Below are 21,932 nucleotides of genomic sequence, written 5' to 3'. Positions count from 1 at the left end.
TATCCGGTGATGATCGAGTGCGAGCCGCGCGGCTCGCCGCGTTCAGGGTGCGCAGTCCAGTTGCGTGTTGAGCAAGGGTTGCGAGGCGGCTGTACCCGATGCCGCGCAAGCTCCCGAGGCCGGAGCGGCGACGATCGCCACCGGCGCGCTTGCACCGCCCGCGCCAGCGGCCGAGGTGTTGGCGGCAGCAGCGGTGGCGCCCGTGCCATTGTTGCCTGTTTTGTTGCCGTCGCCACAGGCCGCGAGCGACGCGCAGAGCAGGACTGCAAGGAAGACCGGCGCGCCGTATCGAAGCGTGCGCTGCGTTTGATTCATGAAAGCGTTAGTCATCGTCGAATCTCTCAAGGCAGGAGCGTGGAGAGCGGTTTGCCCGAGCCATAGGCCGTTTGCAGCTCGGCCTCCGTCACGGTGCGCTTCCAGAAGGCGAGGTCGCCGAACGACTGCACATCGGGCGGCGTCGCCGCGCACTGGCCCACCGTGTACGGCGGCGTGTCCTTGCAGGCGTTCATGTAGTACTGGCCCGTGCCGTCCTCGTTGAGTCCGAACACACCGAGACCCGGCAGCTTCGCCACGTTCACGGTGACGGACGCGCTGTACTTCTGCTCGCCGAGCACCGGATCGAACACATAGCCCGTCATCGTCTTGCCGGTGGTGTCGATCGTGAGCGCGACATAGGCCCACTTGTTGGCCGTGACCGTCGCCGCGTTCATATCGTTGCGCACGCTGCCATCGCCGATATTGAAGCGCACGTTGCAACTCGTGCTCGAGCCGGGGAACAGGCCGATCGCGATACCGGCGTTGCCGCCCGAGTAGTAGTTCTTGTTCGACAGGATCGGCGTGCCGTTGCCCGTGAGGTTCTGGCACGACGTCATGAACCAGAAGCCCAGCGTGAACTGCGTCTGCTTCGTCACGTCGTTGGTTTGCTGAAGACGATAGCCGTCGAAGCCATTCGTATCGACGATGCTCGTGTCGATCTTCAGACCCTTGCCGCCGAATGGATCGGCAGTCAGCGTGCCGCCGTCCGCATCCGTGGCCCATGCTGCGAGGGTGCTGGCGCTCATCTTGTCGATGGCGGGCAGCGCGCCGAACGGGTAATAGGTGGACAGACCATTCGTGAGCGTGGTCGCAAGGGCCGGCGGCGGAGGCGGCGGTGGTGGCGGCGAGACATACGCCACGCGGATCAGCGACGAAAGTGGCGCGGCACCTGCAGCCACGGTGTAATTGAACGTGTAGGCGCCCGTGGTGCTCACGCCCAGATTGCTGTCCGTATAGGTGGTCGTGCCGGCGGGCAGTGTCGCGATCTGCTGGCCGTCGCGCAGCACCGTGATCGCGCCAGACGTGGGCGCGCTCCAGGTGAGAACGGTGCTGACGTTATCGCTGCCCGTCACGCCGTTCAGTTGCGAGACTGGCTGCTGGCCCGTCAGCTCGCCGCCGTCGAGTGCATACGACGCCGCGCCCGGTAGCGCGCCTTGCCATGCAAGCAGCGTGGGGGCGATATCGGCGATGCTCGCACGCGTATAAAGGTCCGCGAGCGAGGTGGGCGCGGCGCTACTGCCAAGGCGTCCATTGCTCTGCACGTTGAGGCCGACAAAGCTCGTCGATTCCGGCGCGAGCGGCAGGCCATCGGTGCCGCCGGCTGCGTTCAGGCCGTGGCTTGCGCTCACCATCACGAGCCAGTTTTCGCCGCTGCGCTGGGCCGTTTCGGCGATCAGCGTGCCCACGGCGCTGTCGAGTTGCGCGAGCGTGCTGGCGTAGTTCGACGAATTGAGGCCCCAGTTGAGCGCGGCGTCCTGCGCCGAGTGATATTGCGTGACGACGAGCGCATAGCCCTTGTCGATCATGCTCAGGCCTTGCTTCGTCACGCAGCTGTCCACGGACGCGCAATTGACGACGCTGTCGAGATAGCCCGCGTTCTGATCGGGGGCGAGGATCGCGGCGTAACCCGGCGAATCGACGGCTGCGCCGAGTGTGCCGGCGCCTGCCGCCTTGAGCATCGAAAAGACCGTGGGGGCGTGCAGCGCCTGGCCCGATGCATCGGAATTGACTTGATGACGATCGGCCCATGTGCCGGTGACGAGCGTGGCCCAACCCGGCGTATCGAGATTCGGCTGCTGGCTGAGCGTGCTGTTGACGCCGCCGCTATAGGCCGGTGCGATGTTGAGCTTTGCGAGATTCGGCAGCTTGCCTGCTGCGATGGCAGTCGTGAGCGCGTTGTAGGTGACGCCGTCCAGCTCGATCACGAGCATCTTGTTGACAGGCGCGGCGGTGCCCGTGCTTGAGCTTCCGCTGGCGTTGGAATTCGAGCTTGAGTTTGCGCTTGAACTCGCGCTTGTACCCGCATTCGTCGCGCTCGAATTGACCTGAGCGCCCGACGGTTGCGTCGCCTCTCCGCCGCATCCCGCGAGCGCGCCAGCTAGAGCGAGTCCGCATAGCGCCTGCACGGCTGCCTGTCTTGTCATCGTTTGTCCCCTGCTGATCGTGGCGCCGGACTGTCCGGCGAGTGCAGGGGATCTTAGGGGGCAGCCAAGACGCAGGTATTTCGTTTTACCAAAGATTACCTATGGGCGTATCGGCATTTTTTGGGGCGACGTTGAGCGAGTGATCGCGCGTGCCCGCGAGCGTGTCGTTGAGCGTCGCCATGAACGCGAGGATGAGCCGTGTGTTCGCGCGGCTGCGCAGATGGTAGAGATACTCGTGAACCACGGGGCCCTCGGGCGCGATCGGCACCGCCACGAGCGACGCGCCACGCGGCACCTCGCCCGAAGGCATGAGCGCGCAGCCCAGGCCATGACGGATCGCCTCGCAGATCGCCTCGCGGCCACCGATCTCGATGATCGCAGCGGGTTCGATGCCGTGTCGCGCGAGCGCGGCTTCGGTGGCATCGCGCGTGCGCGAGCCGGGTTCGCGCAGCAGCAGCGTTTCACTCCTGAGCGCGACGAGTTCGACTTGCTGCTTGCCCGCAAGCGCGTGTTCCGGCGCGACCACCAGCACGAGTTTGTCGTCGGCGATGCGATGGCACACGAGATTCGGATCGTCCACGGCATTCGACGACACAGCCACGTCGACGCGAAACTCCATGAGCGCATCGAGCACGCCTTGCGAGTTGTCGATCTCGATGCCGAGCTGAACGTGCGGATAGCGGCGGCGAAACGCGGCGATGGTGGGGAGGATGTAGTAGGGACCCGTCGCGCCGAGCCTGAAGCTGCCCGCAAAGAGTTCACGCTCGTTGCGCAGCGCGAAGTCGATGTCGTGCTCGGTCTGCATCATCCGGTCGATGAGAGGCATGAGCGCCACACCGGTCTGCGTGAGATCCAGACGGCTGCCGCGCCGATAGAACAACTCGACGCCGTATTGCTTTTCGAGTTGCTGGATGCGCGAGGTGACGGTGGGCTGGCTGACGTCGAGGCGCCGGGCGGCAGCGGTGATGCTGCCCTGCCGGACGGTCTCGTAAAAGGCCGCGAGTAACGAGGCAAGCATGTCGGGGTGTAAAAAGGCCGACACTCTACTGGGTTATTGCGACGGTTTTGTTACGGTGGGGATGGCGGTTGCGGCGGGCTGTGTTCGATGAAAGCCATGAGCGCCCCAGCTTCATTGATGAGTTGGGGCGCTACATTGCCATACTGTTTGCAGGCACAGGCCGATACTGCGATCACTCGGCAGGCAGAAACCCGATGATCGCATTTGCGATTTCCTGCGCGTGCGTTTCGAGCGCGAAGTGGCCAGTATCGAGGAACCGCACATCGGCGTTCGGCAGATCGCGCTTGTAGGCTTCGGCGCCCGGCGGCAGGAAGAACGGATCGTTCTTGCCCCAGATCGCCAGCAGCGCAGGCTGGTGTTCGCGGAAGTACGCCTGGAAGGCTGGATACAGTTCGACGTTGCTGGCGTAGTCGAGGAACAGGTCGAGCTGTACCTCATCGCGTTCCGGCCGCGCAATATAGAGCGCGTCCAGACCGTAGCCGTCGGGCGCAACCTGCGTCGTATCGGCCACGCCGTGCTCGTATTGCCAGCGGATCGACGCAGGCGTGAGCAACTCGCGCAATGCCTGGCGGTTCGCGTCGCTCGGGTCTTGCCAGTAACGCTGGATCGGATTCCAGCCTTCGCTCAAGCCTTCCTCGTACGCGTTGCCGTTCTGCGAAATGATTGCCGTGACACGCTCCGGATGCGACATCGCCACACGGAAGCCGGTCGGCGCGCCGTAGTCGAACACATACAGCGCGTAATGTTCCAGACCGATCACTTCGGTGAAGCGTCCGATCACCTTCGCCAGGTTGTCGAACGTGTACGCGAATTCCGTGCGCGAAGGCTGCGCCGAAGAGCCGAAGCCAGGCAGATCCGGTGCGACCACATGAAACCGGTCGGCCAGCAACGGGATCAGATCGCGATACATGTGGCTGGAACTCGGGAAACCGTGCAGCAGAAGCAGCGTGGGCCGCGAGCGGTCACCGGCTTCACGATAGAACACTTCGAAACCGTCGACGTCTGCGGTGCGATAGGTGGTGCGGGTCATGGTCATTCTCCTGAATGGCTTGCGCTGCGTTATTGAGCGGTGTAGCCGCCATCGACAGCGATGGACTGGCCAGTGAGGTAGCGGGCCTTGTCGCTGGCGAGGAACAGGATGGTTTCCGCGATTTCATCGGGCGCGGCGGCGCGGCGTGCCGGAACCGTCGCGAGGAAGCCCGCCTTGTTTTCGTCACTGCCACCGACGAAGCGGTCAAGCATGTTGGTCGCGACCGGGCCGGGGGCAACGGCGTTGACGCGCACGCCGCCTGCTGCGCCTTCGAGCGCCGCGCTTTTCGTGATGCCGTCGACCGCATGCTTGCTGGCGGCGTACACCGAGGCACCGGCGATGCCAATCTGCCCTGCAATCGACGACAGATTGATGATCGAGCCCGAGCCTTGCTCCAGCATCACGCGCATTTCGTGCTTCACCGACAGCAGGGTGCCGAGCACGTTCACCGAGAACGTCTCCTCATAATTCGCCGCCGATTGTTCGACGATTGGCGCAAGCTGGCCTTCGGTCCCGGCGTTATTGACAGCAACGTCGAGGCGGCCAAAGCGCTGCACGGTCTGTTCGACGAGATGGCGGACATCGGTCTCATAGCGCACGTCGGCGCGGACGAATTCCGCTTCGGCGCCCAGGTTGCGTAGTTCGGCGGCGAGCGCATGACCTTCTTCTTCGCGGCGGCCGCTGACGACAATGCGGGCGCCTTCGCGAGCGAAAGCCAGGGCAGTGGCGCGGCCGATGCCGGTGAGTGCGCCGGTGATGAGGACGACGGGCTGGTTCATGGTGGTGCTCCTTGAGGTGGGTTTCAATCGCGTTGGCGATGGAGCTACTTTGATTGATTCCGTCTCATTGCAGTAGATGGCCAGCGCGCCTATCATCTAGTCCAATCTGGAATAAATAAGCGGAAAAATGGACAAACTGCAAGCGATGGCAACCTTCGTTCGTGTGGTCGAGGCGGGGAGTTTTTCCGCGGTTGCGCACGAGTCGGATAGCACGCAGAGCGCGATCAGCAAGCAGGTCGCCGCGCTGGAGCGGGCGCTGGACGTCAAGCTGCTGACACGCACCACGCGCTCGCTCGCGCTGACCGAGGAGGGCGAGCGCTATTTCGAGCAGGCACGACGCCTCGTGGCGGAGATCGCGGAGGCCGAAAGCGCGTTAAAGCGCGGCGAGCAGCAACTGACCGGCTGGTTGCGGATCGCGGCGTCGGTGGGGTTCGGGCGGCTCAAGCTCATGCCGATCATCCAGTCGTTCCTGGCCGCCCATCCGACGGTGAAGATCGACCTGCGCCTGCACGACAGCTTTGTCGATCTCGTCGAGCAGGGCATCGACGCGGCCGTGCGCATCGGCGATCTTGCAGATAGCAGCCTGGTGGCGCGGCGCATCGGGACGTCTCACCGCCAGATCGTGGCGCATCGGCGCTATTTGCGCTCGCTACCGAAGGGGCTGTCGATGCCGCGCAAGCCTGAGGATTTGCCGTTGCACAACTGCATCGTCTATACGGAGCTGGCGATGCGCAACAACTGGCCATTTACAGCAGGCGCGGGCGCGCCGGAGCCTGAAGGGACGACGCGAATCGTGCGCGTCGAGGGCAATTTGCAAACCAACAGCAGCGAGGTGATTCGTGCAGCGACGCTCTCGGGGATGGGGATTGCCTACGCGCCAGACTGGCTGTTCGACGACGAAATCGCCAGTGGCGAGGTCCAGCCGCTCTTGACGGACTGGCAGCCGCCGCCCATTCCGGTTCACCTCGTCAGTCCGCGCGAGCGGCGCAATTCGGCGAAAGTGAAAGCCTTCGCGCAGCACGTTGCCGCGGCGATGGCCGAAGACGAGTCATCGCGCTGACCCCGCATCTACACCCCGCACCCTCGCCGGAAAGCATTCCATCAACCAGTCGATAAACACCCGCAGCCGATGCGTCACATAACGGTTCTGGGGATAAACGACATGAAACGGATAGGCTGGCGGCCGCCACTTCGCGAGGATTTCGACGAGCGCGCCATCGCGCAGCGCGGGGCCGGCTGTATGCATGAAGGTCTGCACGATGCCAAGCCCCGCCATGCCGGCAGCAAAATGCCCATTACTTTCATTTACGCCGATGCGGTGTTCGACCTTGATCTCAATACTGGCGCCGTCCTGCTCGAAGCGAAACGGCATGGCCCGGCCGCTTTGCGACAACAGATAGCTGACGAGGCGGTGTCCGTTCTTCAATTCGTCCGGATACGCGGGCACGCCATATTGCTTCAAATAGGCTGGCGTGGCGCAGGTGATCATCCCGGCATCGCCGATGTGGCGCGCGATGAGCGACGAGTTGTCCAGCGCCCCCCCGCGAATCACACAGTCCACGTTATCGCTGATCAGGTCGACCGAACGATCCGCCACGCCCAGGTCGATCCGGATGTCCGGGTACCGCGCCATGAAGTCGGGTAGCAGTGGAATCAGCACATCGCGCGCCGTCAGGCCGCCCACGTCGATGCGCAGATTGCCGCGCGGCCGGCTGCGCGCGACGTTGAACGACGAATCGATATCTTCGAGGTCGTTGAGGATGCGCGTGGCCTTCGCGTAGTAGTCCTGGCCCTCGGGCGTCACGGTGACCTTGCGGGTCGTGCGCTGCAATAGCCGCACGCCCAGGTGCGCTTCGAGCTCCTGGACCAGCTTGCTCATGGTGGCGTTAGGCATTTCCAGTGAATCGGCCGCGCGTGTGAAGCTGCCTGCTTCCACTACGCGGGTAAAGGCGCGCATTGCCAGCAACTGGTCCATTCAGCCCATGCTCCCCTGCATAAAGTTCGGTCCGATTATACACATGCGTGGATAGTCATTTCGTATTTGAGATATTTATCAACAATCGACCGGTCAGTAAAGTGACGTTCATGCACTGCACGACGGCGGCACGAAAGACGAAAGCAGCACGCGAATGCAGGCATTTTCCGATTCATTCACTCAAGAACTGGAGCAAGCCATGAACAAGCAACTCGAAGGGAAGATCGCACTCGTCACCGGCGGCACCACGGGCATTGGCCTCGCCGCGGCGGAAGAACTCGCCGCCCAGGGCGCGCGCGTTTTCATCACGGGCCGCCGTCAGGCGGAACTGGACGCGGCCGTTGAGGCAATCGGCTCGGCAGCCACGGGTATTCGCGCCGACGCATCCGTGCTGTCGGAACTCGACGAGGTCTACGCGCAGATCGCCAGGAAGGCGGGCAAGCTGGACATTCTGTTCGCCAATGCCGGCGGCGGAGACATGCTGCCGCTCGGCGCGATTACGGAAGAACACTTCGACCGCATCTTCGGCACCAACGTGCGCGGTGTGCTGTTCACGGTTCAGAAGGCGCTGCCGCTGTTGACCGATGGCGCTTCGGTGATCCTGACTTCGTCGATTACGTCGATCACGGGCACGCCCAATTTCAGCGTCTACAGCGCGAGTAAGGCAGCAGTCCGAAACTTTGCGCGTTCGTGGGCACTGGACCTGAAGGATCGCGGCATTCGCGTCAATGCGGTGAGCCCCGGCCCGATCCGCACGCCGGGTCTTGGCGGCCTCGTGCCTGAGGAAGCCCGCCAGGGCTTGTTCGATGCGCTCGCCTCGCAGGTGCCGCTCGGCCGTCTGGGCGAAGCTTCGGAAATCGGCAAGGTCGTTGCCTTCCTCGCCTCTGATGCGGCCAGCTACATCAACGGCACCGAACTGTTCGTGGACGGCGGCATGGCCCAGGTGTGACCGGAGCGTTCAGCGACTCGCGCCGAGCTGATCGGCGGAGTCGAGATCGCGCGCGTAACGGCGCGGCGGCAAGCCTGCCCAGCGGTGAAACGCGCGCGCGAACGACTTCTCCGAGGTGTAGCCGACTTTCTCGGCGATCTCGATCAGCGTGCAGCGTCCGCGCTTGAGTTCGCCGCTCGCGAGATACATGCGATAGGCGGTGAGGTGGCCGATGGGTGTGTCGCCGACGACGTCCATGAAACGCTCGCTGAAACGCGAGCGCGACATGCCCGAGGCCGCCGCGAGTCCCGCCACGGTCCAGTTCGTGCGCGGCTCGCGGTGCATCAGCGCGAGTGCGCGGCCGATCTGCGGGTCGGCGAGGCCGCGCAGCCAGCCGGGATCGTTGGCGGTCGATTGTAGATGCGCGCGCAACAATTGCACGAACAGCACGTCCGCGAGTCGCGAAGCCGCCACGGCCCAGCCGGGCTGACACGACATCGACTCCTCGATAAAGCTTTGCAGCGTGCTCACGAGCCACGGCGCGACGGCCGGATCGTTGGCGCGCACGTGAATGAGCGGCGGCAGCACGGAAAAAAGCGGGCTGCGCAGGCGGTCGCGATGCATGACGATGCCGGTATAGAGTTCGGTCGTCGCGCCGCCGCCGCCCGCCGCGAATTCGAGCGGCGTATCGAAGCGCGGCCGGATGCCTTTGTCGGCCATGAGATCGTCGAAGGGCACGGGCGCTTCGTTCATCGACGAGGCCATCACGTGTTCGTGGCCGTGCGGCATCAGCACGAAGTCGCCGGGTTCCACGCGCACGGGCGCTTCACCCGCCACGGTGATCCAGAAGGGGCTCCCCGCGGCCGTGCGAAACGTTGCGCCCGTGACGGCCGGTTTGCGGATGGCCCACGGCGCGCTGAGCGTGAAGCGTCCGGTGACGACGGCATCCGCGCGCAGGTCCGCGAGAATGTCGCTCAGTAGATCGGTGGCCATCGTATTCTCCGTGTATTGCCTTGTTGCGCGACGGTCTGCGCCGTCTGCGGGGGTGTTCGAAGCGGCGTTGCGCGCTCGTTCATTCATCATCACGAGCGCGCTATTGCACGTGCGCCTAGAAACGCTGCTGGATGCCCGCCATTACACCCAACTGATCCGAACCCGTGGCGACCGAGCCACCCGCCGCTACCGCCGCCGTGCCGCGCGAGCTGTTCGTGACGTAGCCGATCGAGCTGTAAATCAGGGTGCGTTTCGTGAGCTGATAATTTACGCGGCCAACAAAAAGGTTCGAATCCGAAGTAGAGCGCAGGATGTAGCGCAGCGCCTGTGCATCGAATGATAAGGCGGGCGTGGCGTAATACGTCGCACCGAGAAAATAAATGTCCGACTGGCTGTGCGTTGCCGCTGCCGTATTGCGGCGAATCCAGCCGCCGCCGACCTTCGCCTGACCAAACTTCACATAACCGTCGACGATCGTGCGCGTGTCCGTGTAAGCAGGATTCGAGAGCGGCGCGGAAGCTCCCGTACCACCGCGCATCACGTCGTACGATGCGGCCACGCCGTATTGCGCGGCGTCGTAGGCGAGCATCATGGTGTACTGGCGGCAGGCCACCGGGTCGCCCGCCACGTTGCCGCCGCAGTTGGTGGCCGAGGGGCCGGCCGGGCCTGCCGCGTCGCGCCCGGTGCTATACGTGCCGCCAACCGTCAAGCCGCCGAACTTGCCGAGATAGCCTGCTGCGTTGTCGCTGCGCGCGTTGGGCAGATAGCTGTCGAAGCTCGCCATCGAATGAATCGACGGGCCGATCACGTCGGCGTTGAGCAGCACGTACATCGACATGTTCATCTGGCGGCCCAGCGTGAGCGCGCCATACGGTGAACTGATGCCGAGATTGGCCTGGCGTCCGAACAGACGGCCGCCGTAATTGAGGGCGCCGCTATTCATCGCGAAGCCGTTTTCCAGCACGAAGAAGGCCTTGTAGCCGTTGCCGAGGTCCTCGTTGCCGCGCAGCCCGAAGCGCGACGGCACCTCGCCCGTGAGCGTGGGCATGCCCACGAACGAGCCGCCGTTCGAGGCGTGGTTGTAGTACTCGACGCCGGTATCCACGATGCCGTAGAGCGTCACGCTGCTCTGCGCATGGGCGCCGCCGCTCGCAAGCGCACCGAGGGCGGCGAGCGCGGCCGCCGTCGTCCTGATCTTTCGTACCTTGCCTGCCGTGCGTTTGACCTTCATGTTCTCCGAACCTCTGCTGGGGATTTATATTGGATGCCTAAGTATTCGTTCGCGTGAGCCACGCGCGCGCCCGGGGAGCATCGGGCGTCAGGCTTGCTCGGGTGCAACGCTCACTGCTGCGTCTCGCTCGTCGCGCGGGTTGCGGTGCGGTGAGCGGACGGTTTGATTCTTGGCGACCCAAAAAAGCGCGCCAAGGACCACGCTTCCCGGAAAAGTTGCCGATCGTCCCAAGTTCGATGGCGTTTCACGGGTGGATTGGAGCGAACGGGGGCAGGCTGGAGAACGGGGCTACTGGCGACCTAGAAACTCGCGCGGGAGAGCGTGTCGGCGGCGGCCTTCACGCTGGCTTCCACGCGCGCGCGCAAGGTTTCGTCGGAAGAAAAAGCGCTATTGGGCCCGGCGACGCTGAGCGCCGCGAGCACCTCGCCGCGCGCGTCGCAGACCGCCGCGGCGCAGGAGTCGATCCCCGCTTCGAGTCCCGAAAAGCTCCACGCACAACCATTCGTGCGCACGGCATCAAGCGTGGCGGCGAGCGCCGCCCAGTCGGCTGGGCGTTCGCTGGCGGGATGCTGGGCGTAGCGTGCGTGCAGCGCATCGTCGGGTAGCTGCGCGAGCATCGCGAGGCCCGGCGTCGCGCGATGCGCGGGCAAGCGGCTGCCTGTGCGGATGCGCGTGACGAGCGGCGTGTCGGGCGTCTCGCAAAGCAGATAGACGATCTCGGCGCCTTCGAGCACGGCGAGAAAGGCCGAGAGCCCGGTGCGCGCGACGAGGTCCGGCAGGACCTGGCGCGCGCGCGCCGTGAGATCCGATGCCCCCAGCGCGCTCGCCGCGAGCGTGAGGAACGGCAATGCCAGCCGATGCGCGCCGCCGCCCGGCTGCGGCTCGATCAGTTGCGCCGCCTCGAGCGATTCGAGCAGGCGCATCAGCGTCACGCGGTTTACGCCGATCTGGCGCGCGACGTCGCTGAGGTTGGCGGTCGAGCCGCCTTCAGCAACGTAACGCAGCAGACGGAACGCACGCTCGACGGGCGAGGTGGCGTCGGAGGCTTTCGCCGATTTCGCGGTGTGCGCGGGGTTTGCAGTGTCGTCGATCATCGGTTCTCGTTTTCGGGCCGCGTCCGCTTCAGGCGAGCGGCACGGTCCACGCATCGTAGCCATAGACCCAGTCGGCGTTGCCGCCGCTCTTGAGCCAGTTGTTGCCGCGCGAGCCGATCTGGATGCGCGCCGTGCGCTCCTGACGCGCCTGCGTGTAGCGCGCGAGCGCGGTCTGCAGCGCTGCGGGCGCGTCGGCTTTCACGTCGGCGAGCGCGCGGGCGAGCACGACCGCATCTTCGATCGCCATGCCCGCGCCCTGCGCCATGAACGGCATCATCGGGTGGCAGGCGTCGCCCAGCAGCGCCATGCGCGCGCCGGTCCATTGCGGCAACGGATCGCGAATATACAACGCCGAGGCCAGCACCGTGTCACAGGCATCGAGCAGCGCCCGCGCCTCAGGATGGAACGCGGCATAGGCGCGGCGCAGCGCGTCGGGGTCGCCGGGCATCGTCCAGGACTCGTGGGTCCAGTCGCTTTGCGCCGTGGTCGCGAAGATGAATACGTCGCGGCCGCGATTGAGCGGGAAGGTGACGATCTGCAAATCGTCGGTCGGTCCCCACCATTTGACGAATGCGCCGGTGTCCCCGCTGAGCACGCGCTCGACCGGCACCACCGCGCGATACGACACGATGCCCGTGAACTGCGGATGCTCCGCGCCGAACAGATGGCGTCGCACGCCCGAGTGAATGCCATCGGAGCCGATCAGCAGATCGAACGCATGCGCGCTGCCATCGGCGAGCGTGACGGTCGCGGCCTGTTCGTCCTGCGTGAACGCCTCGGTACGCTTGCCCAGTTGCAGTACGCCCGGCGCGAGTGCGGTTTCAAGCGCGCTCATCACGTCGGCGCGATGCATCGTCAGTTGCGGCGCGCCGTACTTGCGCTCGGCCTCGGCGGACATCGCGAGCCGCGAGGTTTCCTCGCCGGTGTCCCACATGCGGCTCACGCGTGCGCTCGGCCGCGCCGCCGTCTCGCGCAGCAATTCGCCGATGCCCAGACCGTCGAGCGCGCGCACCGCGTTGGGCGTGAGGTTGATATCCGCGCCCACACGCCCGAACCGCTCCGCCTGCTCGAACACCGTGACTTCGTGTCCCGTGCGGCCCAGCGCGATCGCCGCTGCCAGTCCGCCAATCCCGCCACCGATCACACCAATTTTCAGCATCGCTGTCTTGCCTCTCGTCAACAAGGTTGAATCGCCGCTTCGTTTAACTGAATGTTCAAAAATGAACACAACGTACGAAAATGAACTTAAATTGTGAGGCCGGTTTATTTTGACGGCAAGCCCTAAACGATCCGAACCGCATCGGTTGAAACCCGCATAGGCGCCAGACGAGGGCTGTGCGCAGGCAGAACGACGTGGACGATCGGCGACTTTTTTGGATTTTGAGGCGGTTGTGCACGGGGGAGGCGTCGCCAAAAATGTGCTCCATCGACGGCCGTGCCGCAGCCCGTGCACGACGCCGCGTTTCCAGACTGCGAGGACACACACCATGCTGAGCCATGAAAAAAACCGCTTGCTGACCGAGGTTGGCCCCGGCACCCAGATGGGCGACTATCTGCGCCGTTATTGGCACCCGATCGCGGGCGTCGCCGAATTCGATGACAAGGCCGTCCGGCCGATCCGCCTCTTCGGCGAGGATCTGGTGCTGTACAAGGACTTGAGCGGAAACTTTGGACTGGTGCAGCGCCGCTGCCCGCATCGCAACGCCGACCTCGCGTTCGGCTTCGTCGAGCAGTGCGGCCTGCGCTGCGCGTATCACGGCTGGGAATTCGACAAGAGCGGTCAATGCACGCATCAGCCCTTTGAGGAAATCGTCGATGTCGAGGCGCGGCTGCGTCAGAAGACGAAAATCACTGCCTATCCGGTGCGTGCGAAGGCGGGCATGTTGTGGGCCTATATGGGTCCCGCACCCGCGCCGGAATTGCCCGACTGGGAACCGTTCAGTTATGCGAATGGTTTCGCACAGGTGGTGATGGCCGAGATTCCCTGCAACTGGTTCCAGTGCCAGGAAAATTCGATCGACCCGATTCACTTCGAGTGGACCCACAACAACTGGACCGGGCGTCAGCAGGACAGCCACGCCGAACACGTACCCACGCACCTGCGCACGCTCTACGAAGAGTTCGAATTTGGCTTCGTCTACAAGCGCCTGCGCGCGCATGAGAGCGAAGAGAATCCGATGTGGACCACCGGCCGCGTGACGCTCTGGCCGAACGGCTTCTATCTGGGCCACCACTTCGAATGGCGCGTGCCTATCGACGATCACCACACGCTCAGCATCCTGTGGGTCTTGAACAAGGTGCCGAAGGAGCGCGAGCCCTACGTGCAGGAGCATATTCCGGCATGGTACGGGCCGCTGCGCGACGAAAACGGCGAATGGATCACGACGCATGTGGCGAACCAGGATTTCGCCGCGTGGGTCGGGCAGGGCACCATCACCGACCGCACGAAAGAGACGCTCGGCGCGAGCGATCGCGGCATCGTCATGTTGCGCCGGCGCTTTTTCGAGGAACTCGAAGCGGTCGCGGCGGGCAAGACGCCCAAGGGGCTCATCACCGACGCCGAAGCGAATCGCAACGTGTTCCTGCCTTCAGCGTGCCGCGACGAGATGATGCACGGGCTCACGCTCGATGAATTGGCGGCGCATCCGCTGCTCGGCGCGTATCTGCGCGACTTCTTTGGCCAATATGGCCAGCCTGACGATGTGCGCGCGGCCTATGAGGCGGCGATTGGGCAGAAGACCGAGGGCGCGCGTTTCTTCTCGGTACACGGCGGGCGTCCCACGGACGATGCCGAGAGCGAAGCGGCGTGAGGCGCGCATGAACGAGCCTAACAACCCGTCGGGCGGCACGCGCTTGCAGGCGCGCGTGCGCACGCTGCGCCACGAAGCGGAGCGCATCGCGAGTATCGAACTCGTGCCGCTGGACGGCGTGATGTTTCCGGCCTTCACGCCGGGTGCGCATCTCGATGTGCATCTTCCGAATGGCCTCGTGCGCAGCTATTCGCTCGTCAATGCGCCCGAGGAAAGCGGGCGCTACGTGATCGGCGTGCTCAACGATCCGAATAGCCGGGGCGGCTCGAGCTGGCTGCACGAGCAGTTGCGCTGCGGCGCGGCGCTGACGATCGGCGCGCCGCGCAACAACTTCGCGCTCGACGAGACGGCGGCCGCGACGTTGCTGGTGGCGGGCGGCATTGGCGTGACGCCCATGCTCTGCATGTATCGCCGACTGCGCGAGCAAGGACGCGCGGTGCAATTCGTGTATTGCGCGCGCAGCCGTGCGCAGGCCGCGTTTCTCGACGAACTCGCGGCGCTGGGCGGCGATGTCGTGCTGCATTTCGACGATGAGAACGGCGGTCGACCTTTCGATCTGGCGGCCTGTCTCGCGCGCCAACCGCACGACGTACACGCGTACTGTTGCGGGCCGGGCGCGATGCTGGCCGCGTTCGAGACGGCGTGCGCGAACGCGGGCGTGCGTCACGTTCACATCGAGCGCTTCGCGGCCAGCACACCGGCCGCGCCGGTCGAGCACGCGGGCTACACGGTGGAGCTTGCACGTAGCGGTCGCGCGCTGTTCGTGCCGGCGGGCAAGGCGTTGCTCGATACGCTCATCGAAGCGGGCGTCGACGTCGAATATAGCTGCCGAGAAGGTCTGTGCGGCGCGTGCCAGACACGCGTGCTCGGCGGTTGTGTGGAGCATCGCGACGAGGTGCTCACGCAATCGGAGCGCGACGCCAATGACGCGATGATGATCTGCGTGTCCGGCGCGAAGAGCGGCACGCTGGTGCTCGATCTCGCCTGAGATGGGCTGCCGCGCCAACGCGGCGGCCCAACTTCTTCAATCAATATTTTGCATTCCAAACTAAAAATCACGCGAAGCCTACGCTTCATCCCCACAGCCTTCCTTTCGAGGACACGATGGAACTGACCCGCCAGGCGCAAGACTACGAGGCGAGCAGCGTTGCGCGCGCCGCCGACCGACACGAAGCCGCGCTGATCTCGGCGCGAATCGAGCGACTGCCGTTCACGCGCTGGCACGCGCGCGTGCTGGGCATCGTCGGCTTCGTTCATATGACCGATGCGTTCGACGCGCTCACGATCGCCTTTGTGATGCCGGTGCTGATCGGCCTCTGGCATCTCACGCCCACCGAAGCAGGCTTGCTGGTGTCGGGCGGCTATGTCGGGCAGACGCTCGGCGCCTTGTTCTTCAGCGCGGCCGCCGAACGTTTCGGCCGGTTGCGCGTGTTGCGCTGGCTGCTCGTTGTGCTCGCCCTGGGCAGCGTGGCGTCGGCGTATGCGAGCGCGTATGCGGTGTTCATCGCGCTGCGCTTCCTGCAAGGCATAGGTCTGGGCGGCGAGTCGCCGGTGTCGGCCACCTATATGAACGAAGTGTGCCCCGCGCGCATTCGCGGACGCGTGATCTTCGTGCTGCAATCGACTTTCGCGCTCGGCAATCTGGTGGCCGCCGTCACCGCGCTGTGGTTGATCCCGGCCTTCGGCTGGCAGGCGATGTTCCTCGTCGGCGGCTTGCCGATCGTGCTGGCGGCACTCTTGCCGTATGCCGCGCCGGAATCGCCGCGCTGGCTCGCGATCAACGGACGCGCCGACGAAGCCCACGCCATTGTCGAGACGATGGAGCGCAGCGCAGGCGGGTCGCAATGGGGCGAGGCTAACGTGCCTGAGCTTGCCACCACCGCTTTGCACGAGCCGCGCAAGGAGTCGTTTCGCGCGCTGTTTGCACGCGGCTTCGCGCTACGCACGCTGGTTGTCTGGGTGATGGCTGGCTGCGGCAGCCTCACGACATACGGCATCCTCGTGTGGCTGCCGTCGCTCTATCGCACCGTCTACCATCTGCCGCTCCAGACCGCGCTGCGCTACGGCACCGTGAGCATGATCGCAACGCTGATCGGCACCATCGCAGGAACCTTTGCGATCGACTGGCTCGGTCGCCGCAAGACCTTCACGCTCGCCTTTCTCGGCGCGGCGCTGCCGATGCTCTGGCTGGCGGCAAGCGGCACGCGCGTGAGCGCGGAACACGTGCTCGTGCTCGCGTCGATCAGCGTGGCGATGATCGCCATCGTTCAATGCGGCATCTACGTCTATGCGCCCGAGGTGTATCCCACGCGCATACGCGCAACCGGCGCGGGCGCGGCTTCGGCGATCACGCGTGTTGCGTCCGTGGTCGGGCCGCTTGTGATCGGCACCTTGCTGACGTGGTGGCGTGTGGAGGCGGTGTTCGCGTACTTTGCGATCGTCTCGCTGCTGGGTGCAATCGTGATCGGCGTGTTCGCGATGGAGACGCGTGGCCGCACGCTCGATGAAATCGCGCGATAAGCGCGCGGTCGTTGCATGTTTTGTGACCCCGGCCTGGACGGGGCGTTGCGCGGATCGACGGTCGCCAGACGACCGCGACGATCCGCGCTTTGACAGGGAGGGGGCAATCCGGTGGGCTACGGGCAACTACACCTTTCGCGCCAGCATGTCCGCAGCGAAAGACTTCGCGTGCGCCACGGCCTCCTGGGCGTCGAGGAAAAGACCGAGCTGATCCCAGTGCTCTTCAACCGCGTACGTGCCTTTTGTGGGCAGGGCACGCTGAACGCGCAATTGCGCTGCGTACCGGCCGTCTTCCAATGGGCGGGCCGTGGCAATGACCTTGTGGGGCGGCTCGGGGCTTTCTGGCTGAATCAACTCGAGAGGACCGCCGGCCATGCTGACGTCTTTCAGCGCGTTCCTGGCCTGGCAGTCCGGGCAGTAAAAGCACCACCCTCCGTCCTCGTGCCGGGACCTGACCTGACCGCGAGCCAGCACGGCACGACATTCAACGTTTTCGCAGATGAACGGCATAGCAGTCTCCGAAGTTGTTTGAAGGAGAGCCTAGCACGCCGGTCGACGGCCAACCAACGGCATGTTGCTGTGCCTGACGCTATGGAAAACCCTTAAGTACTACCTGGTCTCTGACCCGATAAGGCGTGTTGGTCGAGTGGATTGAGCCAGGCGAGAGGCAGCCGCGCGGCGTTTTCAGGGCGGTTTCAGCGCGCCCAACGAGGCATGGACGATCTCATACGCCATCATTTGCGGCTGGAAAACGCATCGCCGATCTGCCGGGCTCGCTTGACCTCGTCGCTGTGCAGATAGATCGACGTCGTCGAAACTGATGCATGACGCAAGTTGTCGCGCACGGTCGTGAGTTCCGCGCCGCGCCCAAGCGCATGGGTGGCATGCGTGTGCCGCATCCAGTGCGGGCTCGCGCGCCGAAGCTTTTCCGCAAGGGGCGCGTGATCCGATTCGATCGCACCCGCGGCAAGCAGGAAGAACCGCCGCATCACCATCCATAGGCGCACGCTGCTGATGCTTGTGCCCGCTGCACCGGCGCTGTCTGCCTCCAGACTGCCGATGACCGGCGTTTCGGGGCGCCAATGCAATTGCGTGACTGGCAGGCCGCGTTCGGCGAGATAGCGCGCGAGCGCATCCCATGCGAGCGGCGGCAATGCCACACGCGCCAGTTTTTTCCCCTTGCCGGTCACGCGCAACCAGTAGTCGCCGCGTGGATCGGTTTCGACTTGCCCGAGCGTTGCCCCGACCAGTTCGCTTGCGCGCAGCCCGGTCGCATAGCCGAAATCCAGCAGGAAGCGCACGCGCTGCGCGGCCGCGACGGACCAGCCGTGCGACCACTCCAGCCCATCCGCGAGCGTGCGCACGAGTGCCCATTCGCCCTCGGTAAAGGCATGCGAGACATCGAGCACATTGCCGCCATTGGCCTCGCGCACTTTCACACCCGCGAATGGATTGGCCAGCACGTAGCGCTGCTCGATGAGCCAGCGGAACAGCGCGCCGAGGATCGACAGCGCATGGGCGACGGAGCGCGGGGAGAGGCTGCCGTTGAAGGGCCGCCAGTCCGGCGAGGTGCGCGCTCGCACCGGTCCGACCCAGCGTCCGTGCGGCGACGGATGGCGCAGGAAGGCGCGGTAGGCGATCGCATCCTCCGTCGTGAGCGACGAGAGCGCGCGGCCGCGCTCCACGATCGCCCACAGGATCAGGCGCTCGGCTTCCTTGCGGTAAGTGCGTTGCGTGGCGGGCGACTCGTGCAACGAAAGCCACGTACGCACGGCCTCGTAGTCGTTATTGGCATCGAGCGAGCAGGTGGCGGATGGCGCCCGGAAGGTGCCTTCGGAGCCATCGACCTCGTGCGGCAGCCGGATGGACTCCCACGGGACGATTTCGCTGCGCTGGCTGGCGACGACGAGCGCCCGCGCCTTTTCCGTGAGCGCGGGCCAGGCGGCGAAGAACGCCTCGATGGCGCGCGCGCTTGCCGCACCGAGTCCCGGCACGGCTTTCCACCATTGCCGCCGACGCGGGACGCGCACGGTCAGGTCGGCAAGCGTCGTGATGCCGTGCGCCTGGAGCACGCGCACCGCGCGTGGTGCAAACCATTGCGCGATGTCGTCGGCGATGCGCGGCTCGGGGGGACGCGCAGTGCGCAGGACGTCGATGGCGTGGGCAACGGCCTTCGCGTATTGCTCGCGTTCTTCGGCAGGGTGCGATAGCACGGCGGCCAGGTCGTCGCGATGCGCCGCGCGGGCACGTTCCAGCAAGCGTCGGCGGATGGCTCCCAGCACGCCGCGCGCGGATTTTCCTTCGCTCAGCGTGGCGGGCAGGTAGCGCTCGACAGCGGGACGCACGGCAACGCCTGCGTACCACGCGCGCAGCATGGCGAGTTCATTGGCATCCGGGAAACCGGGCGCATCGGAAGGGGCGGGGGCGGGCACCGTGGTGTGACGCGTTTTCATACTGTCTAGTTTACATAGAAAATCGATGTCTTACGATAAGAATAGTTATCTAAATAGTCACATCGTGTGCCGCTTTTTGGGAAAAACTTCAGCGCCACACCTCAGGAAGCCAATGGTCAACGCGGCTGTACAACGCCCGGGGCGTGATGCCATGCGGTTTGCTCAAATTCCGCCTCCGATGCGCCTGGGCCAAGCCAGTTTTTGACGTGGCGGTCACGCAAGGTCAGGTAAGACAATTAAGTGGCTTAACCCACATACGCGAAATGGCATTCGTCGCACGATATCACCCACTCACCGCGTAACAGGTTGCTGCCGCAACGTTCTTGCACGACGGACGGCCGCGCCTCCTGCGCAGTACACCCTTGTCAGGAGACGGATTTGAAATACATGCGTCTGGCTATAGTGGGCTTTGCTTCGGTTGTGACCGCACTCCCTGTTTATGCGCAGGATACTTTGGGCACGGACTGGTATGTTGCGCCCACCGCGAGTCTTACGATCAACGATAGCGCTCGGGCGCACAGCACGGGCGTAGCGGGCGGATTAGCGCTAGGCAAGGTGTTGAACGACAGCTGGAACGTCGAACTGGCCGGGCAATACGCCGATTTCGGCTCGCAGGATGGGGCGCAGGACAACCAGGCGAGCATCGTGGTCGACGCACTGTACTTTCTGAAGCGCAGCGAGAAGTTTTCCCCTTACATCACATTGGGCATCGGCGGTGTGCATGAGGGGCCGCTCCCGAATCAGGACAGGAATGAGGATCTGCTCCTCAGAGGCGGTATTGGCTTTACGACGCGTTTGACGAAGTACGTCGATTTCCGCGTGGACGCCCGTTATCAATGGCATGGCAGCACAGGAGGCGCGCCGAACCTCGGTGATTGCTTCATCTCTGCGGGGCTGAATATCTATTTCAGGTGACGGTGGCGCCCCGATTGGGAAGCGGGGCGGGCGCAACGTCAGGAATCAAGCCTGGCTGAAACAGTCCATTTCGTCGTGATTTGAGCGCAAGCGCTGGCTCTTGCGGCACCGATCGCTCGTAAAGCGACCCGACGCGGTGACGATGAAGCATCGGCGCACCGGCGTGGTGATCGGCGGCGATTGGCAACCCGATGGCGAGGATCTTCCTTTTACTTTCAGCCAGGTCGAGGCCCGCGTGAATCCCACGTGGGCGGCCGAACGTGCCGCTCAAGGGGACGCCTTTGCGCAAGGGCGGCGTATTCAGGTCGCCAAACGGACTCCGCAAAAAAGCGGCGCTGCCGGGGTGTTGAAAGTGGAAAGTGGAAAGGGCGCGCCACGCAAGCGAGGTTCTGCGTCTGCGAACGGTTAAGTTTTTATCAGCGCGATGGCCTCTCAAACAGCCATCCGCTTCCACGCCTGCGGTTCGGTAGCGGCGACTTGCACCCGGTTGCGCCCAGCATGCTTGGCGGCATAGAGCGCCGTATCGGCAGCGCCTATCAGTGCTTCGGGCGTCTTCAGCCCCTCGCGCGCGGCAATACCGATGCTGATGGTGACGCTCACCTGCTGGTCCTGTACCTCGAAGCGCAGATTCTGCACGGCTTCACGCAGCCTTTGCGCAGTGCGCGCCGCTTCGTCGAGCATCGTTTCCGGCAACAGCACGGCGAACTCTTCGCCGCCGAAGCGCGCAAGCAGGTCGAAACTGCGTAAATGCGACGACAGGCATTGCGCCACGTGGCACAAACAGGCGTCGCCTGCAAGATGACCGTAGCGGTCGTTGAATGCCTTGAACCTGTCGATATCGATCAGCAACAAGGCGCCCGTCGAGGCGGGTGCCGCGATGAGTTCGGCGAGCGCTTCGTCGAGCCGCCGACGATTGGCGATGCTGGTCAGCGGATCGGTATACGACAGGTCGGTGAGAGCGGCATTCTGTGCCGCGAGTTTTTCGTTGCGCAAACGGTCGAGCAGTCGGTGCAGATAAAGCCGGCGCAAGGCGCGCTCGAATGCATGCGATCCGATCAACGCGGGAGACAGCAGGGTCGTCATGAAACCGATCAGGAACATGGCGTCGCTGTGATTGATTTCCGGCCGGTCGAGCAGGACCAATGCATAAACGCTGAGGTTCGCCAGAAAGAACGCCACTGCCTGGTGAAAGCGTAGCCGCACGAAGATCAGGACAAAACTGGCCGGTGGAATCGCCAGCAGGAAATCGCGCAAATTGGCGGGCGTCGGCTTGGCCGCGACAACCAGTATTGCCGCGAGGCTGCAAATCAGGCAGCAGGCGAGGAGTGCGATTTCGCGTGTGGCCGTGGCGACTTTCTCGCGTAGCCCAAGCTGGATGATGGCGAAGACGGTGAGACTGGAACCCACTAACTGGATCGCGACGCTCTTCCAGTCGGGATTCAGAATAACGATCAGGTTCAGCAAGATGCCGAAAATGAAATACCCTGTGACGCCGCACAGGCCAATGAAGCGAAGCTCCTGCAACCGTTCGGCGGCGATGTCGCGCCAGTATCGGGTTTCCAGCGCCTGAGGAAACGCCAGGCGAAATCCGGAATGGCGTAGCTCAGACTCGGCCAATATGTCCAGGCGAGCTATCTGGTCCTCGTGAATAGCAGCGGAATGCTCCATTCCATTTACCGTCTTGTACGCTGGTCGTCAGAATACCGCAGCGGAATCCCGTGATCTTC

20 protein-coding genes are annotated in these 21,932 nt (G+C 64.3%); 7 read left to right on the top strand and 13 right to left on the bottom strand.

What is annotated here, in order from left to right; genetic code table 11:
- Positions 1–42: 42 nt before the first annotated feature.
- The 5 genes from U5782_RS39235 to U5782_RS39215 form a co-directional block, all read right to left on the bottom strand.
- The gene (locus U5782_RS39235; RefSeq protein ID WP_322049238.1) at positions 43–330 is read right to left on the bottom strand and encodes a hypothetical protein; all 288 of its coding nucleotides are present in this window, start codon (positions 328–330) and stop codon (positions 43–45) included.
- 11 nt (positions 331–341) lie between these two features.
- Positions 342–2,459 (bottom strand): alkaline phosphatase family protein, encoded by a 2,118-nt coding sequence (locus U5782_RS39230; protein ID WP_322049237.1) that lies wholly within the window; start codon positions 2,457–2,459, stop codon positions 342–344.
- Between the two features lie 85 nt (positions 2,460–2,544).
- Positions 2,545–3,477: a LysR substrate-binding domain-containing protein gene (locus U5782_RS39225; protein WP_322049236.1), complete on the bottom strand. Its 933-nt coding sequence runs from the start codon at positions 3,475–3,477 to the stop codon at positions 2,545–2,547.
- 172 nt (positions 3,478–3,649) lie between these two features.
- Entirely contained in the window at positions 3,650–4,507 is an 858-nt protein-coding gene (locus tag U5782_RS39220) for an alpha/beta hydrolase (RefSeq protein WP_322049235.1), read from the bottom strand.
- A gap of 29 nt (positions 4,508–4,536) precedes the next feature.
- Positions 4,537–5,286 (bottom strand): glucose 1-dehydrogenase, encoded by a 750-nt coding sequence (locus U5782_RS39215; RefSeq protein ID WP_322049234.1) that lies wholly within the window; start codon positions 5,284–5,286, stop codon positions 4,537–4,539.
- Between the two features lie 127 nt (positions 5,287–5,413).
- On the opposite strand from U5782_RS39215, the gene U5782_RS39210 reads away from it, so the two are divergent.
- Complete coding sequence (locus U5782_RS39210; protein ID WP_322049233.1) at positions 5,414–6,346, top strand: LysR family transcriptional regulator; 933 nt, start codon at positions 5,414–5,416, stop codon at positions 6,344–6,346.
- Here U5782_RS39210 and U5782_RS39205 read toward each other — a convergent pair.
- Positions 6,335–7,261 (bottom strand): LysR family transcriptional regulator, encoded by a 927-nt coding sequence (locus U5782_RS39205; RefSeq protein ID WP_322049232.1) that lies wholly within the window; start codon positions 7,259–7,261, stop codon positions 6,335–6,337. The genes U5782_RS39210 and U5782_RS39205 overlap by 12 nt on opposite strands.
- Before the next feature lie 199 nt (positions 7,262–7,460).
- Between U5782_RS39205 and U5782_RS39200 the strand changes: the two genes are divergently transcribed.
- The gene (locus U5782_RS39200; protein WP_322049231.1) at positions 7,461–8,210 is read left to right on the top strand and encodes an SDR family oxidoreductase; all 750 of its coding nucleotides are present in this window, start codon (positions 7,461–7,463) and stop codon (positions 8,208–8,210) included.
- 9 nt (positions 8,211–8,219) lie between these two features.
- Here the strand turns inward: U5782_RS39200 and U5782_RS39195 are convergent, their stop codons facing one another.
- From U5782_RS39195 to U5782_RS39180, 4 genes are all read right to left on the bottom strand, one after another.
- A complete protein-coding gene (locus tag U5782_RS39195) occupies positions 8,220–9,182 on the bottom strand; it encodes an AraC family transcriptional regulator (RefSeq protein ID WP_322049230.1) in 963 nt (320 codons plus the stop codon).
- Positions 9,183–9,297: 115 nt separating this feature from the next.
- Positions 9,298–10,413, bottom strand: coding sequence for a porin (locus U5782_RS39190; protein ID WP_322049229.1), 1,116 nt, complete (start codon positions 10,411–10,413; stop codon positions 9,298–9,300).
- 299 nt (positions 10,414–10,712) lie between these two features.
- On the bottom strand, positions 10,713–11,507 hold the full coding sequence (locus U5782_RS39185; RefSeq protein WP_322049228.1) for an IclR family transcriptional regulator: 795 nt from the start codon (positions 11,505–11,507) through the stop codon (positions 10,713–10,715).
- 28 nt (positions 11,508–11,535) lie between these two features.
- Positions 11,536–12,666: an FAD-dependent monooxygenase gene (locus U5782_RS39180; protein ID WP_322049227.1), complete on the bottom strand. Its 1,131-nt coding sequence runs from the start codon at positions 12,664–12,666 to the stop codon at positions 11,536–11,538.
- Between the two features lie 328 nt (positions 12,667–12,994).
- Here U5782_RS39180 and U5782_RS39175 point away from each other — a divergent pair, with 328 nt between their 5' ends.
- The 3 genes from U5782_RS39175 to U5782_RS39165 all read left to right on the top strand — a co-directional run bounded on the left by U5782_RS39175 (position 12,995) and on the right by U5782_RS39165 (position 16,837).
- Complete coding sequence (locus U5782_RS39175) at positions 12,995–14,317, top strand: aromatic ring-hydroxylating dioxygenase subunit alpha (protein WP_322049226.1); 1,323 nt, start codon at positions 12,995–12,997, stop codon at positions 14,315–14,317.
- Positions 14,318–14,324: 7 nt separating this feature from the next.
- A complete protein-coding gene (locus U5782_RS39170; protein ID WP_322049225.1) occupies positions 14,325–15,305 on the top strand; it encodes a PDR/VanB family oxidoreductase in 981 nt (326 codons plus the stop codon).
- A 116-nt stretch (positions 15,306–15,421) separates the two neighbouring features.
- Entirely contained in the window at positions 15,422–16,837 is a 1,416-nt protein-coding gene (locus U5782_RS39165; protein ID WP_322049224.1) for an MFS transporter, read from the top strand.
- A 126-nt stretch (positions 16,838–16,963) separates the two neighbouring features.
- On the opposite strand, the gene U5782_RS39160 is transcribed toward U5782_RS39165, so the two are convergent.
- Together U5782_RS39160 and U5782_RS39155 are read right to left on the bottom strand one after the other, a co-directional pair.
- Entirely contained in the window at positions 16,964–17,347 is a 384-nt protein-coding gene (locus tag U5782_RS39160; RefSeq protein WP_322049223.1) for a hypothetical protein, read from the bottom strand.
- A 224-nt stretch (positions 17,348–17,571) separates the two neighbouring features.
- Positions 17,572–19,290, bottom strand: coding sequence for a site-specific integrase (locus U5782_RS39155; protein WP_322049222.1), 1,719 nt, complete (start codon positions 19,288–19,290; stop codon positions 17,572–17,574).
- A gap of 387 nt (positions 19,291–19,677) precedes the next feature.
- Here U5782_RS39155 and U5782_RS39150 point away from each other — a divergent pair, with 387 nt between their 5' ends.
- On the top strand, positions 19,678–20,205 hold the full coding sequence (locus U5782_RS39150; RefSeq protein ID WP_322049249.1) for an outer membrane beta-barrel protein: 528 nt from the start codon (positions 19,678–19,680) through the stop codon (positions 20,203–20,205).
- A gap of 142 nt (positions 20,206–20,347) precedes the next feature.
- Positions 20,348–20,614 (top strand): hypothetical protein, encoded by a 267-nt coding sequence (locus tag U5782_RS39145; protein WP_322049221.1) that lies wholly within the window; start codon positions 20,348–20,350, stop codon positions 20,612–20,614.
- A 23-nt stretch (positions 20,615–20,637) separates the two neighbouring features.
- On the opposite strand, the gene U5782_RS39140 is transcribed toward U5782_RS39145, so the two are convergent.
- Entirely contained in the window at positions 20,638–21,873 is a 1,236-nt protein-coding gene (locus U5782_RS39140) for a GGDEF domain-containing protein (RefSeq protein WP_322049220.1), read from the bottom strand.
- Between the last annotated feature and the right edge of the window lie 59 nt (positions 21,874–21,932).

It is taken from the genome of Paraburkholderia sp. J67, assembly GCF_905220265.1.
GTDB lineage: Bacteria > Pseudomonadota > Gammaproteobacteria > Burkholderiales > Burkholderiaceae > Paraburkholderia.
This window is presented reverse-complemented; position numbering and strand designations above follow the sequence as displayed.

Excerpts from the sequence above, each read along its gene's own strand:
- U5782_RS39185 (WP_322049228.1), bottom strand. The coding sequence starts at position 11,507 with ATGATCGACGACACTGCAAACCCCGCGCACACCGCGAAATCGGCGAAA.
- U5782_RS39225 (WP_322049236.1), bottom strand. The coding sequence starts at position 3,477 with ATGCTTGCCTCGTTACTCGCGGCCTTTTACGAGACCGTCCGGCAGGGC.
- U5782_RS39200 (WP_322049231.1), top strand. The coding sequence starts at position 7,461 with ATGAACAAGCAACTCGAAGGGAAGATCGCACTCGTCACCGGCGGCACC.
- U5782_RS39165 (WP_322049224.1), top strand. The coding sequence starts at position 15,422 with ATGGAACTGACCCGCCAGGCGCAAGACTACGAGGCGAGCAGCGTTGCG.
- U5782_RS39145 (WP_322049221.1), top strand. The coding sequence starts at position 20,348 with ATGAAGCATCGGCGCACCGGCGTGGTGATCGGCGGCGATTGGCAACCC.
- U5782_RS39180 (WP_322049227.1), bottom strand. The coding sequence starts at position 12,666 with ATGCTGAAAATTGGTGTGATCGGTGGCGGGATTGGCGGACTGGCAGCG.
- U5782_RS39160 (WP_322049223.1), bottom strand. The coding sequence starts at position 17,347 with ATGCCGTTCATCTGCGAAAACGTTGAATGTCGTGCCGTGCTGGCTCGC.
- U5782_RS39170 (WP_322049225.1), top strand. The coding sequence starts at position 14,325 with ATGAACGAGCCTAACAACCCGTCGGGCGGCACGCGCTTGCAGGCGCGC.
- U5782_RS39190 (WP_322049229.1), bottom strand. The coding sequence starts at position 10,413 with ATGAAGGTCAAACGCACGGCAGGCAAGGTACGAAAGATCAGGACGACG.
- U5782_RS39150 (WP_322049249.1), top strand. The coding sequence starts at position 19,678 with ATGCGTCTGGCTATAGTGGGCTTTGCTTCGGTTGTGACCGCACTCCCT.
- U5782_RS39155 (WP_322049222.1), bottom strand. The coding sequence starts at position 19,290 with ATGAAAACGCGTCACACCACGGTGCCCGCCCCCGCCCCTTCCGATGCG.
- U5782_RS39175 (WP_322049226.1), top strand. The coding sequence starts at position 12,995 with ATGCTGAGCCATGAAAAAAACCGCTTGCTGACCGAGGTTGGCCCCGGC.
- U5782_RS39210 (WP_322049233.1), top strand. The coding sequence starts at position 5,414 with ATGGACAAACTGCAAGCGATGGCAACCTTCGTTCGTGTGGTCGAGGCG.
- U5782_RS39215 (WP_322049234.1), bottom strand. The coding sequence starts at position 5,286 with ATGAACCAGCCCGTCGTCCTCATCACCGGCGCACTCACCGGCATCGGC.
- U5782_RS39140 (WP_322049220.1), bottom strand. The coding sequence starts at position 21,873 with ATGGAGCATTCCGCTGCTATTCACGAGGACCAGATAGCTCGCCTGGAC.
- U5782_RS39195 (WP_322049230.1), bottom strand. The coding sequence starts at position 9,182 with ATGGCCACCGATCTACTGAGCGACATTCTCGCGGACCTGCGCGCGGAT.
- U5782_RS39220 (WP_322049235.1), bottom strand. The coding sequence starts at position 4,507 with ATGACCCGCACCACCTATCGCACCGCAGACGTCGACGGTTTCGAAGTG.
- U5782_RS39235 (WP_322049238.1), bottom strand. The coding sequence starts at position 330 with ATGACTAACGCTTTCATGAATCAAACGCAGCGCACGCTTCGATACGGC.
- U5782_RS39230 (WP_322049237.1), bottom strand. The coding sequence starts at position 2,459 with ATGACAAGACAGGCAGCCGTGCAGGCGCTATGCGGACTCGCTCTAGCT.
- U5782_RS39205 (WP_322049232.1), bottom strand. The coding sequence starts at position 7,261 with ATGGACCAGTTGCTGGCAATGCGCGCCTTTACCCGCGTAGTGGAAGCA.